Annotated in this window: 12 protein-coding genes; 6 read left to right on the top strand and 6 right to left on the bottom strand. The window is 32.0% G+C overall.

Annotated elements, in window-relative coordinates:
* The first annotated feature begins 54 nt into the window (after window positions 1-54).
* Together H8K90_RS11745 and H8K90_RS11740 are read left to right on the top strand one after the other, a co-directional pair.
* Window positions 55-639 carry an RNA polymerase sigma factor gene (locus H8K90_RS11745; protein WP_186846148.1) on the top strand — a complete coding sequence of 195 codons (585 nt, stop codon included), beginning with the start codon at window positions 55-57 and terminating at the stop codon, window positions 637-639.
* Entirely contained in the window at window positions 626-1,027 is a 402-nt protein-coding gene (locus tag H8K90_RS11740) for a hypothetical protein (protein WP_186846147.1), read from the top strand. The genes H8K90_RS11745 and H8K90_RS11740 overlap by 14 nt, the downstream gene beginning before the upstream one ends.
* Here the strand turns inward: H8K90_RS11740 and H8K90_RS11735 are convergent.
* Window positions 1,024-2,340, bottom strand: a complete 1,317-nt coding sequence (locus H8K90_RS11735) for a hypothetical protein (RefSeq protein WP_186846146.1) — start codon at window positions 2,338-2,340, stop codon at window positions 1,024-1,026. The two genes, H8K90_RS11740 and H8K90_RS11735, sit on opposite strands and share 4 nt — an antisense overlap.
* A gap of 128 nt (window positions 2,341-2,468) precedes the next feature.
* Here H8K90_RS11735 and H8K90_RS11730 point away from each other — a divergent pair, with 128 nt between their 5' ends.
* From H8K90_RS11730 to H8K90_RS11715, 4 genes are read left to right on the top strand one after another with little or no spacing between them, the layout of a single operon-like run.
* Window positions 2,469-3,017, top strand: a complete 549-nt coding sequence (locus tag H8K90_RS11730; protein ID WP_186846145.1) for an RNA polymerase sigma factor — start codon at window positions 2,469-2,471, stop codon at window positions 3,015-3,017.
* Window positions 3,001-3,516: a hypothetical protein gene (locus H8K90_RS11725; RefSeq protein WP_186846144.1), complete on the top strand. Its 516-nt coding sequence runs from the start codon at window positions 3,001-3,003 to the stop codon at window positions 3,514-3,516. The genes H8K90_RS11730 and H8K90_RS11725 overlap by 17 nt, the downstream gene beginning before the upstream one ends.
* Complete coding sequence (locus tag H8K90_RS11720) at window positions 3,500-4,693, top strand: hypothetical protein (RefSeq protein ID WP_186846143.1); 1,194 nt, start codon at window positions 3,500-3,502, stop codon at window positions 4,691-4,693. Before H8K90_RS11725 ends, H8K90_RS11720 begins: the two co-directional genes overlap by 17 nt.
* Before the next feature lie 3 nt (window positions 4,694-4,696).
* Entirely contained in the window at window positions 4,697-5,335 is a 639-nt protein-coding gene (locus H8K90_RS11715) for a hypothetical protein (protein ID WP_186846142.1), read from the top strand.
* 86 nt (window positions 5,336-5,421) lie between these two features.
* Here H8K90_RS11715 and H8K90_RS11710 read toward each other — a convergent pair whose 3' ends face one another.
* The 5 genes from H8K90_RS11710 to H8K90_RS11690 all read right to left on the bottom strand — a co-directional run bounded on the left by H8K90_RS11710 (window position 5,422) and on the right by H8K90_RS11690 (window position 12,596).
* A complete protein-coding gene (locus H8K90_RS11710; RefSeq protein WP_186846141.1) occupies window positions 5,422-6,657 on the bottom strand; it encodes a DEAD/DEAH box helicase in 1,236 nt (411 codons plus the stop codon).
* Between the two features lie 130 nt (window positions 6,658-6,787).
* A complete protein-coding gene (locus tag H8K90_RS11705; RefSeq protein WP_186846140.1) occupies window positions 6,788-7,336 on the bottom strand; it encodes a hypothetical protein in 549 nt (182 codons plus the stop codon).
* 7 nt (window positions 7,337-7,343) lie between these two features.
* Window positions 7,344-8,300 (bottom strand): 23S rRNA (adenine(1618)-N(6))-methyltransferase RlmF, encoded by a 957-nt coding sequence (gene rlmF, locus H8K90_RS11700; RefSeq protein WP_186846139.1) that lies wholly within the window; start codon window positions 8,298-8,300, stop codon window positions 7,344-7,346.
* A gap of 43 nt (window positions 8,301-8,343) precedes the next feature.
* On the bottom strand, window positions 8,344-9,135 hold the full coding sequence (locus H8K90_RS11695) for a class I SAM-dependent methyltransferase (RefSeq protein ID WP_186846138.1): 792 nt from the start codon (window positions 9,133-9,135) through the stop codon (window positions 8,344-8,346).
* An 11-nt stretch (window positions 9,136-9,146) separates the two neighbouring features.
* Window positions 9,147-12,596: a pyruvate carboxylase gene (locus tag H8K90_RS11690; protein ID WP_186846137.1), complete on the bottom strand. Its 3,450-nt coding sequence runs from the start codon at window positions 12,594-12,596 to the stop codon at window positions 9,147-9,149.
* Between the last annotated feature and the right edge of the window lie 15 nt (window positions 12,597-12,611).

Raw genomic sequence — 12,611 nt, 5'->3', positions numbered from 1 at the left:
TAAAATTAATCTATTTGTGTAACCTTATATATAAAGTAGTCGTCTTAATACAAAATGACCACCAACGACGATCAAATATTAATCACAGCTATAGAAAAAGGCGACACAAAAGCGTATGCTCAGCTTGTGGATCGTTATAAAGATTTGGTCTATACTTTAGCAATACGTATGCTAAAACATAAGGAAGAGGCAGAAGAAGTAGCACAAGACACATTTATTAAAGTCTTTAAATCTTTAGGTAAATTTAAAGGGGACTCTAAGTTTTCTACATGGATTTATAAAGTAACTTATAATACGTGCTTAGATCGTATTAAAAAGAATAAGAAACATTTTAATGATGTTGCTATAGACGAGTATACTTTTAATAAGTTAGATACAATAGATAATGCATTAGATAATATTATTAAAGAAGAAAAGAGCACACTTATAAAGCAATGTATTAATAAACTACCAGAAGATAGTAGTGCATTATTAACACTATTTTATTTTGAAGAGTTATCCTTAGATGAAATATCTAAGATTATTAATCTTGAAGCAAACACAGTTAAAGTGAAGCTTTTTAGAGCTAGAAAAAAATTAGCTGTTATATTAGAACAGTATTTACAACCTCAAAACAGTTTGAATTATGGAACGCGATGAGAAAAAAATAGAAGAATTAATAGATAAACTAATGTCTGCTGATACTTTAGAAAAACCATCTATAGAGTTTACAGATAAAGTAATGTCTAAAGTAGAAGCTGTTTCTAATTCAACAATTACTGAGTATAAGCCTCTAATATCAAAACCTATTTGGTTTATTATAGCTGGTGGATTTATTGCTTTGGTTGCCTATATTTATTTAATGGAACCGGCAACAAATAGTAGTTGGTTAGACCGTATAGATTTATCAAATGTTTCTAATCCTTTAGAGCAAATATCATTCAATTTTTCTACATCGCTAATGTATGCAGTGGTATTCTTGGCGATAATGTTTAGTATCCAAGTGCCATTATTAAAACACTATTTTAATAAGAGGATGACTTTTTAATTTGGATAATACCAGAATGGTATCCTAGAATAATAGACTTGGTTTGTGTCTTTTTTTCTAATACGTTTTCTAAGTACTTTCAATAAATGTTTGCCTATTGGTAAGTTTTTAATACCAACATAAGTTTCAAAGCCTTTTTGTCCATTAGTACTTTCACCTACAATAAATTCACTGTTATAATTAATAGAATCAATTTCTACTATAAAAACTTCATTTAAAGTTTTTATATAAGCTTCTCTTAGGCTGTCACGCTTAGACCATGAGACTGTAGAATTGGTATATATTCTAGATTTTAATCCTCTAAGATCATCTTCAGGTTTTAATGAAGGGTTAAGGTCAAATATATAATCGTCAAAATCATCATCCATAACCATAAAAACTTTTAAATAATTAACGGTAACTACTTTAGATTTAATGGCAACATCTTCAATGAAGGTGTCCTCAGTAAGCGCATCTTCATAGTTTCTGCTATTGGCTATAACACTATTTGATTCCATGTCATTACTAAAATAATTAGAAGTTTTATAAGAATATGTAGAAGCGAATACTATTAAAATATATATAGGAACAAGAGCCAAGCTAACCCTTCTTCCAAATTTATTATCTAAGAAGTTATATACAAGAGGACGATATAAAAAAGCTAATGTTATTTTACTAAATACCCAGTACATTGGAAAATAAATTCGGCTGAGCCATTTCTTTTTCTTAAGCCAACCTAAGGTCAAAAAGTCAATAAAAGTTAAAATTGTTCCGGTTATAAAAAATAGAAGTAATGGTATTCCAATCCAAAGCCCTAAAGTTTCATTCATAGAATCATTGTCTAGCGTGGATGTTATAATCAGTACAATAGATATAATACTAAATGTAAACGCCAGAACATAGAAAATTAATAAAAACGATATGGCAAATATGATACTGCAATAATTTTCTAATCTAGCAATGTACCTGTCAAAAGAACCAACTTTTTTCTTTAGATATTTTGTGAATTTTTGACTATAATTAAGTTCTTCATAGTCAATATCACCAGAGACATATCTTAATCCCAAAGCACCAATCCATAGACCTCTTAAAACTACATGTAGAAGAAGATTGAAGATTAGAATAGCACAAGAGACCATAACTACAGTAAGTACTATCCACGAATATATTTTATCATCGTTTTGAGCTGCAGTTGCTGCGATTCTTATATGAGGAAAAGCAGTAAACAAACCAAATATGGCAAAACCAGAAATTAGCAATTCTAATTGCCAACTCTCTTCTTGAAGTTTTTGTAGTAGTTTTTTAAACGCAGGATTGTTATAATCTTGACTCATCGTTAGGTTAGATAAATTTAATTTACTCTAAATTTAGGCATATTCAATTAAATTCAATCTTTTTATCTAAAATTTGAAACCCTTTTAATTTTTATTCGTTTTTATAAATAGAACCGCTAATCAATCAAATGCACAAATTAGACACTAAGCTTATTCAACTTTGCAAAAAAGGAAATGAGGTTGCGCAAATGCAAGTTTATGATAAGTATGCACAAGCCATGTTTACAATTGCTTGTCGCTATCTCATAAACGAAGAAGATGCTAAAGATGCCATGCAAGAAGGGTTTTTAAAAGCATTTGTAAATATGGATAGTTATAAGCCAGATGCCACATTTGGTGCCTGGTTAAAACGAATTATCATTAACCAATGTTTAGATGTTTTAAAGAAACGAAAAATTGAATTCAGCAATGATGAGGTAGAAAATTTAAAAGTTGTAGATGATGATAATTGGGATTTTGATAACTCAATTTCTAAGCAAAATATTCTAAATGCTATTGAACAGTTAAACGAAAAACATAAAATAGTAGTACAACTCTATTTAGTTGAAGGTTACGATCACGAAGAGATTTCTGAGATATTAGAAATCCCTATAAAAACGTCGAGAACACATTTAAGACGCGGTAAATTAAAACTACAAGAACTTTTAAAAGTAAAGTACAATGAAGCAAGATATTAGAGATTTATTTAAAGAGGAAGATAGCTTAAAATCGCTTCCTAAAAATCATAGAACTGAGTTTTTAGAAAAACTACAGAAGCAACCAAGTAAAAAGAAAACTTCTTTTTCTTGGCTGAGAATAGCAGCTGTATTACTGGTAGCACTAACTATAGGCTTTAGCATTTTTTATTCAAAACTAGATATAGAAGAGGTGTCACCAATGGTTGCACAAATTGAAGCTGTAGAAGCAGAGTACCTCCAAAATATTGAAATAGAGTGGCAGAATTTTTTAGCCATTGCTGAAGATGAGGTTTTAGTAGAACGCTTTAGAAAAAAGTTAGATGAATTAGATGCAGATTACCAAGATATTTCGATTCAGTTTAAAGAAGATTCTAATAACATTTTAGTAATAGAAGCTTTGGTCGATAATTTACAGACACGACTTCAAATTTTAAAAGATATTCAAAAGCACATCAAAATTTTAAATCAAAAAAACGAACAGCATGAAAAATCAATTTAAAATCTTATTGTTGGTGCTCATCACATCAACAGTTGTTTACGCTCAAAAGCCGTCTGGAATTGAAATGGATGAAAAACATACCATTTACAAAGAAAACTTCAGTACTAATGCAAATACTACTTTGGTCTTAAACTTAAATAACACAACTGCCAAAGTCATTGAATCGCCAGATGAAAAAGTTTATATAGAATATACGATAGAATTTAAAAATGTTAGAAAAAAGATAAAAGAAAGACAGTTAAAGCATTTATTAGTTTCAGGTAAAAAAGAAGATAATAAAATTACGTATTCTACTAAATCAAAATCTAATTTTAGTCCTAGTGTGTATAATCATCAACAATCACTAATTGATCGATTTGATAAAAAGAAATTTTTAAAAGATTCTCTTCCTAAACCGGTTATAAGAAAGTCGCTAGACTCTATTTTACACGAAATAAAATACTCAGAATCTATTTATAGAAATAAAATACGAGAAGCATTAAATATAAAACCTAGTCAGGCTGAAAGATGGAATAAGAGCACTAATAATCTTATCATCTCTAAAATGGTCATTAAAATTCCAAAAAACATTCACGTAAGAGCTACTATAGAAAACTCAAATTTAGTTTTTATGGATGATTTTTATAATCGTGCTACGATGAATATTCGAAATTCTAAACTAAGATTTAAAGCACTTGGTAATACACTTAGTATTATTGATTTTGATAATGGATATTTTAATGCAGAGACAGTTATTAGTGGCAGTTATAGTTTTGCTAACTTAAAAGAAGTAAGAATTGGGCGCTTAAGTAATTCGTTGTTAAATACGGAATTTACAAAAATTGAAATAGCTGAAATTGGTAAAGGCAATAAAATTACCGACTTTAATAGTGAGTATTATTTTTATAACTGGACTAAAGATTTTCAACGTTTCGATCTATTCTCTGAGTACTCTAAAATCCATTTTTTCTATCCAGATTTAAATCACAACCTCGAGGTTATTGGCTACAACACCCGGAATATAGTTGGTAAAGATGCCTTTGAAGTAACAATGCAGCCAAAAAGTAGAGAGCGAAATCGATTAATGTCTAAGCCAGCTAACCCAAATGAGAAATCCTCTGGCCTTATTTTCTTTGATATCATCAATGGTATCATATACTCACACAACGATACCATCAAAACATTAAACAAAAACTAAATTATGAAAAAACTAAAAATTTTAGCCGTAGCATTAACTTGCTTCGGAGTGTTACAAGCACAACAAAAAGAGGTTGATTTTAATAACCCAACTGGTTTAAAAATGGAAACTGAGTATTCTTCGGATAATTCTGAAATACACGACATTCTTAGTTTTGAAGGGATTGATTATCAGAAAATAAAATTTTCAGATGAAGAATTAAAAGGTAAGAGTTATAAACTAACCGTAAAGGAAATTTGGGATGGGAATATTAAAACTGAAACAGTGGTTTTAGATAGTAAAAATCTCGGTGTAAAAGAATTTGAAACGTTAAAAGATTCAGTTTTAAATATGAAAGTGATGTCAAAATTGACGAACGATAATCAATTAAAAATGACCTTTAAATTCTCAAGATTTAGTGTTACTAAAAAGTATGATGCCATAAAATCAGATGATTACAGTCTTAGAAATCTTGTTGACGAAAGTAATTTAGATATAGGCTACAATAAAGCTTTTTATCTACTAGCTTATATTTTACCATACGAAAGAGCAGATGGATCTAAATCTTGGTGCGAAGTTGGTACTTCTGGTGACGATATAGAAAAATGGGGAGAGAAATTTGGTATTAAACACTACTTACTTTTTGAAATGACGTTTGAGTAATTTAGCCATTAGCCATTAGCCATTAGCATCCGCTTTTGGCTTTTTTAATCCAATAATCTAAAGTTCTAACAATCTAATTATCTAAATTAGTACCAACGCTTCTTCTTTTTCTTAGAAGCTTCACTTTTACGACCTTTTTTATACTTACTGCCTTTCTTTTTATGCACAATAGGTTTGGCTTTTGGATCTAAAGGGTAAGGATGTTCAGTCTCTACTGGGATTTGAACATTAATACTTTGTTCAATAGTTTTCACATAACTTTTTTCGTCCGCAGAACACATAGCATATGCTTTACCAATATTTCCGGCACGACCAGTTCTACCAATCCTATGTACGTATGTTTCTGGTACATTTGGCATATCAAAATTAAGTACGTTATCAAGTTCGTTAATATCAATACCACGTGCAGCTACATCAGTTGCAATTAAGACTTTTACATAACCATTTTTAAACTTGTTTAAGGCGGTTTGTCTTTCACTTTGCGCTTTATCACCATGAATACTATCTACAGTATAGCCGTTTTTAAGTAAGGTTTGTTCTAGTTTATTTACACCAAATTTTGTGCGTCGAAAAATAAGAACATTGCCTTTTATGGTGTTTCGCATTAGGTGTAAACACAATTCAATTTTGTTGCGTTTTGGTACATAATACAACACCTGACTAACATCTTGTGCTACAGATTTTGTTGGAGTGACATCTATACGTTCAGGGTTTTTAAGAATACCATTAGCTAATTGCTCTATCTTATAAGGAATGGTTGCCGAGAATAAAAGAGTTTGTTTATCTTCAGGACAAAGGCGTTCAATCTTTTTTACATCATCAATAAAGCCCATAGCCAACATTAAGTCCGCTTCGTCTAATACAAATGTTTCAATATAATCGAGATTTACATAATCTTGTTTGTGCAAATCGAGTAGACGACCAGGAGTTGCAACTAGTATATCAACCCCTTTTTTAAGCACATCAATTTGTGGTTCTATGGAAGTACCTCCAAAAACAACTAGAGATCTTAAATTAGAAAACTGGGCATAGGTCTTAAAATTTTGTTGAATCTGCACGGCCAATTCTCTGGTTGGACTTATAATTAAAGCTCTAATTTTTTTGCCACGTTTAGGTGCATCTTGCTTATCGAACAATTGCTGTAAAATTGGTAAAGCAAATGCGGCTGTTTTACCAGTACCTGTTTGGGCAGATACAATGACATCTTTTCCGTCTAAAATTAAAGGAATAGCACGTTGTTGTACCAACGTAGGTTCAACATAACCAGAAGCTTCAATAGCTTTTTGTAGCGGTTTTATGAGTTTTAAGTCTTTAAATGACATATATTTAGTTTATAACTTTTGTCATTCCTACGAAAGCAGGAATCTAGAGGCTAATAATAAGAAAGTGGATTCCTGGTCTTGTAGGAATGTCAACAATGAGACAAAGGTATAACAAATGTTTTAGAGCTATTTAATTACATTGATTTCTTTTCAAATCTAAATCATTGCATAATTTTTGCCGTCTTGGTTCGGATTGTTGAGGTTTATGTTTTAAAAACTTAATAGGAATTGTAGATCCTATTTCTAACTTATCAAAACAAGCCTTGTGTTCTACTATAAAACTATTAGTGAAGTCTTTATGGTAATTAAATTTGTAATCTATGGTATAAACAAATAATTCAATCTTATCAACTCTGTTATCTACACATTCTTCATAAGATTGATCTTCAATATATTTTTTTGTAATTATTGCATTTGTATAGCTTCCGTATTTTTTAATAACAGCCTTTTCATAATAATAGAGAAGGCTAGAAGGCATAGTGTATCCTAAAAAGAAACCCATAAATAAGGTGACAAAACTACCTGTAACGAGTAACGGAATATTGTTGTCGTATTTTATGCCTAGGATTATTAAAAAGCATCCAATACCTAAAAATACCAAACCCATTGGTATCAATAAGCCATGTTTTTTAATAGCAGTAATGCTAAATTTAATTCTATCTGATAATGAAAGTTTCACAATAAAGTTAGAAGCGCTTATTAATCCATTCGGTTTGTTCTTTTTCTGATAAAAATGTCCAAGCTATAAATCGGCTTACTTTCTGACCCTGTCCCATTTCAATGGTTTTTACGTCAGTAGCATTCACTTTTTCTAAAATTTTATAGGTTGGTTTTAAAGTTACTTGCTTTGAGATTAAGCTTGTAAACCAAAGGCATTGTTTACCGAAATTTCGACTTTCGTAAATCATGTCTTTTACAAATCGGGCTTCACCACCTTTAGTCCACAATTCGTTTTGCTGTCCACCAAAATTTAATATGGTTTTGTTTTGACCCCTTCCTCTAAGATTCTTTATTTTTTTATGACTTGCTTTTTGCGCCTCATGAAGGGACGCATGAAATGGTGGGTTGCACATCGTAAAGTCGACATTTTCTTCCGGTTTAAGAATACCTTTAAAAAATGCATTAGATTGTTCTTGTCGTCTAATTTCTAGATTAGATTTTAAATTTGAATTACCTTGCTCTATAGCTTTAGCTGAAGTGATTGCAGTTTCGTTGGTGTCACTTCCAATAAATGACCAACCATATTCAGAATTACCAATTATGGGGTAAATACAACTGGCTCCAACACCAATGTCTAAACCTTTGATGTGGTTTCCTTTTGGGATTTTAGAACCATTGCCTTTTAATAAATCAGCAATATTGTGAATATAATCTGCACGACCTGGAATTGGCGGACATAAATAATGCTCTGGTATTTCCCAAAACTCAATACCATAATGATGCTTCAAAAGTGCTTTGTTTAAAGCTAATACTGCTTTTGGGTTAAAGAAATCGACAGATTCGTCACCATATTTGTTTGGAGCAACATAAGCGGCTAATTCTGGTGAACTTTTAATAAGAGCATCAAAATTATAGCGTTCTCTATGTTGGCTTCTAGGATGAAGTTGAGATTTTACTTTTGGGTGTTCTTTTTTCTTTTGCAAAGGTCAAATATTTGATGAGCAAAGGTAAGATAAACTTACAGGTTTAAGCTTCTGTTTTCTCAGCAATAATATATAAGTAATCGCCAAGATTGTTTTCATAAGATTTTATCACCGAATTAATTTCTCCTGAATCTATGTCTAATCTTAATTGATTCAATCCTCTTTCTACTTCTTCAAGATTTGCTAAAGCACTAAAAGATGAGATGCCATGTCTTATGCTTTCGTCAAAATATAATTCTGGGTTTTGTTTGCCACAGTATAAAAACTGATCTTTTAAATCTGGTTTTATATTATAATTTTCTGTTGAAGTAATTTTAAGTCTGGCATTATCCATGGCTTCTTCTATAGTTTTAAGTGATGGCATTTGCACAATAGAATCCTCTATCATCTTCGGGAAATAATGATTAAGCCAATACCCTTTCATCTGTTTTGGAGTAGAGGTGAAGAGGACTATTTTTCCTTCAGGTTTTAAAATATAGGCCAATTCTGAAAATGCTCTAGCCAAATTAGACCAATGATGAATAGTTAATGTACCCATAATACCATCGATACTTTGTTGAGGTAAATCTGTTTTTTCAGCACTGCCAATTTTCCATTCAATATTTTGGTTTTTAGCTTGTGCTTTTTGAAGCATTTCTATAGAAGGGTCAATGCCAATAAATTTAAAGCCTCTGTTCTGTAACTCTGAAGTGTAATTACCAGTACCACAGCCAATATCTAAATATAAACCCTTTTTATTTGGGTTGAGATGTTTTAATAACTGCTCAGTTAAATAGGAATCAGCTTTACGTGTTTGATTGTAATTGATTCCTATTTTATTGTATTTGGTTGACATATTTCTATTTCTTACTCAAAGGTAACAACTAAATCGTCTTGTTTTACCATACTACCTTCATCTAATGCTATAGATTTAATTTTTCCGGCTTTATGTGCTGTAACAGTAGTTTCCATTTTCATGGCTTCAATAATAAATAAAGGATCATTTTCTTTTACAGTAGCTCCCTTTTTAGCCAATACTTTATAAAGTGAACCTTGCAAAGGAGCTCCAATTTGGTTGCTGTCTTCAACATCAATTTTTACATTTTCTTGTTTTTTAATGTTTAGCGATGTGTCTAAAACTTCAACATATCTGTTCTCTCCATTGACTTTAAAAAAGACTATCCGTTTCCCTTCATCATTTGGTATACCAACAGATAATAGCTTTACAATAACAGTTTTGCCAGGCTCTAGTTCTATTAAAGTTTCTTCACGTAGTTTCATACCATAGAAAAAGTTCTTTGTTGGTATTAAGGCTACATTTCCGTAATTCTTATAGTTTTGATGTGCAGCTTCAAAAACTTTTGGATATAAGGTGTAAGATAAAAAGTCTTCAATTTCAATAGCTCTAGTAAAACCAACCTGAAATTTCTTTTTAAAAGCTGCGTATTCTTTAGTGAAATCTATAGGTTTTAAATGCGCGTTAGGTCGGTCTGTATAAGGAGTTTTATTTTTTAATATTATTTTTTGAAGTTCTTTTGGAAATCCACCAGTCGGTTGGCCTAAATCTCCTTTAAAGAAATTAATTACCGATTCTGGAAAGGATATTTCCTCACCACGAGTCATAACATCTTCAGGAGTTAAATTGTTGGTTACCATAAAAATGGCCATATCACCAACAACTTTAGAACTCGGTGTTACTTTTACTAAATTCCCAAACATTTTATTGACTTGGGCATACATGTTTTTAACATCATCGAAACGGTCTCCTAAACCTAAAGCTTCTGCTTGAGGTCTTAAGTTAGAATATTGTCCACCAGGAATTTCATGCTGAAATACTTCTGCTGTACCAGCTTTTAATCCAGATTCAAAAGGGTAGTATAACTCTCGTGTATCTTCCCAGAAGTTTGAAAATTGATTTAGCTTTTCCATGTTAAAATCATGTGCTCGTTCATGATGTCTCATCATTTCTACAGCTGCATTAAAGTTGGGTTGTGAAGTTAAACCAGATAAACCACCTAGCGCAACATCTACCACATCTACACCAGCTTCAATAGCTTTTAAATAGGTTGCGGTTTGTAAAGATGAAGTATCGTGTGTATGCAAATGAATCGGTAAATTTACAGTATCTTTTAAAGCACCTACAAGTTCTGTGGCAGCATAAGGTTTTAATAAGCCTGCCATATCTTTTATAGCAATCATATGTGCACCTGCATTTTCTAAATCCTTAGCGAGTTGCGTATAATACTTTAGGTTGTATTTAGTTTGGGTTGTATCTAAAATATCACCTGTATAACTTAATGCCGCTTCTGCAATACCTCCGGTTTTTCGGACGTAATTAATGCTTGGTTCCATGGCTTTTACCCAATTTAACGAATCGAATATTCTAAATATATCTACTCCGTTTTCCCAAGATTTTTCTACAAATTTTTCAATTAAATTATCAGGATAAGCTTTGTAACCAACTCCGTTAGAACCGCGAAGTAGCATTTGAAACAAAATATTTGGAACCGCTTCTCTTAATTGTCTTAAGCGTGTCCATGGACTTTCGTGTAAAAAACGAAGACAAACATCAAAAGTGGCGCCACCCCAAACTTCCATACTAAAAGTGTTGGGATGATTTTTAGCAAAACTTTCTGCAACTTTCAGCATATCATAGCTTCGCATGCGTGTGGCCAACAAAGATTGATGCGCATCTCGCATGGTGGTATCTGTGTAATGGATTTTCTTTTCGTCCTTTAACCATTTACAAAATTGTTCTGCTCCTAGCTCAGTTAGTAAATCTTTTGTGCCTTTAGGAAAAGGTTCCTTACTATTAAATTTAGGAACCTTTGGATCTCTAAATACTTTATTCTCGTCTATAAATTTAACGTCAGAATTACCATTAACAATCACTTCTGCCAAGAAATTTATGGCCTTAGATGTTCTATCTTGTGGTAAGCGAATATCGAATAATTCTGGAGTATTCTGAATAAAATTCACGTTCACTTTTCCCTCTCTAAAGGTTTGATGTAGAATAACATTTTGTAAAAAATGAATATTGGTTTTTACGCCCCTAATTCTAAACTCCTTCAGTGCACGCGACATTTTTCTTATGGCTCCATCTAGTGTTCTGCCGTGTGCCGAAACTTTTACTAACATAGAATCAAAAAATGGACTAACACTGTAGCTTTGATAAATGCTACCAGCATCGAGCCGAATTCCCATACCTGAAGCACTACGATAAGTAGTTATATCTCCATAATCTGGTGTAAAATTATTTTCGGGATCTTCAGTGGTTAATCTGCACTGTAAGGCAAAACCATACGTAGCTAAACTGTCTTGATCGTATATTTTAATTTGTTTATCCGATAATTTATAGCCTCCAGCAATAAAAATCTGTGATTTTACCAAGTCAATTCCTGTCACCATCTCAGTAACTGTATGTTCTACTTGGATTCTTGGGTTGACTTCAATAAAATAAATGTTATCATTGTTGTCTACCAAAAATTCAACAGTGCCGATGTTGTTATAATTAACTTCAGAAGTAATATCTACAGCATATCTGTATAGTGCATCTTTTACCTTTTGCGATACATTATAGGACGGAGCAACTTCAACTACTTTTTGATGACGTCGTTGTACGGAACAATCGCGCTCAAATAAATGACGAATATTACCATGTCTATCTGCCACGATTTGCACTTCTATATGCTTAGGGTTTTCAACATATTTTTCTAAAAACATAGTACCATCACCGAATGCATTAAGGGCTTCATTACTAGCCGAGCTAAAGTTGGCTTCTAATTCTTCGTCATTTATAATAACTCGCATACCACGACCTCCACCACCTGAGGCCGCTTTTAGCATTACAGGATACCCAATTCTGTTGGCTTCTGAAATAGCAGTATCTAGTGAGTTTAAATCTCCTTTATTACTCTCTATAATTGGTACATTACATTTAACAGCAATTTTCTTTGCGGTAATCTTATCACCTAAGGCATCCATGACCTCTGGATCTGGACCAATAAAAATGATGTCGTTTTCAGCACATCGCCTCGCAAACTCTGAGTTTTCAGATAAAAAACCATAACCAGGATGTATAGCATCCACATTTTTAGATTTTGCTAAAGCCACAATTTCATCAATATCTAAATACGGTTTTAAAGGATCATTATTTTCACCAATTTGGTAAGATTCATCAGCTTTATAACGATGCTGCGAGTAACGATCTTCGTAAGTGTAAATAGCTACAGTTGCGATATTAATTTCGGCACAAGCCCTTAATACTCTTATGGCAATTTCACTTCTATTAGCAACTAATATTTTTTTGATTTTCATGGTATGATGGTTATA

This window comes from Winogradskyella echinorum, assembly GCF_014297365.1.
GTDB lineage: Bacteria > Bacteroidota > Bacteroidia > Flavobacteriales > Flavobacteriaceae > Winogradskyella > Winogradskyella echinorum.
This window is presented reverse-complemented; position numbering and strand designations above follow the sequence as displayed.

Excerpts from the sequence above, each read along its gene's own strand:
- H8K90_RS11720 (WP_186846143.1), top strand. The coding sequence starts at position 3,500 with ATGAAAAATCAATTTAAAATCTTATTGTTGGTGCTCATCACATCAACA.
- H8K90_RS11740 (WP_186846147.1), top strand. The coding sequence starts at position 626 with ATGGAACGCGATGAGAAAAAAATAGAAGAATTAATAGATAAACTAATG.
- H8K90_RS11725 (WP_186846144.1), top strand. The coding sequence starts at position 3,001 with ATGAAGCAAGATATTAGAGATTTATTTAAAGAGGAAGATAGCTTAAAA.
- H8K90_RS11730 (WP_186846145.1), top strand. The coding sequence starts at position 2,469 with ATGCACAAATTAGACACTAAGCTTATTCAACTTTGCAAAAAAGGAAAT.
- H8K90_RS11745 (WP_186846148.1), top strand. The coding sequence starts at position 55 with ATGACCACCAACGACGATCAAATATTAATCACAGCTATAGAAAAAGGC.
- H8K90_RS11690 (WP_186846137.1), bottom strand. The coding sequence starts at position 12,596 with ATGAAAATCAAAAAAATATTAGTTGCTAATAGAAGTGAAATTGCCATA.
- H8K90_RS11710 (WP_186846141.1), bottom strand. The coding sequence starts at position 6,657 with ATGTCATTTAAAGACTTAAAACTCATAAAACCGCTACAAAAAGCTATT.
- H8K90_RS11695 (WP_186846138.1), bottom strand. The coding sequence starts at position 9,135 with ATGTCAACCAAATACAATAAAATAGGAATCAATTACAATCAAACACGT.
- H8K90_RS11735 (WP_186846146.1), bottom strand. The coding sequence starts at position 2,340 with ATGAGTCAAGATTATAACAATCCTGCGTTTAAAAAACTACTACAAAAA.
- H8K90_RS11715 (WP_186846142.1), top strand. The coding sequence starts at position 4,697 with ATGAAAAAACTAAAAATTTTAGCCGTAGCATTAACTTGCTTCGGAGTG.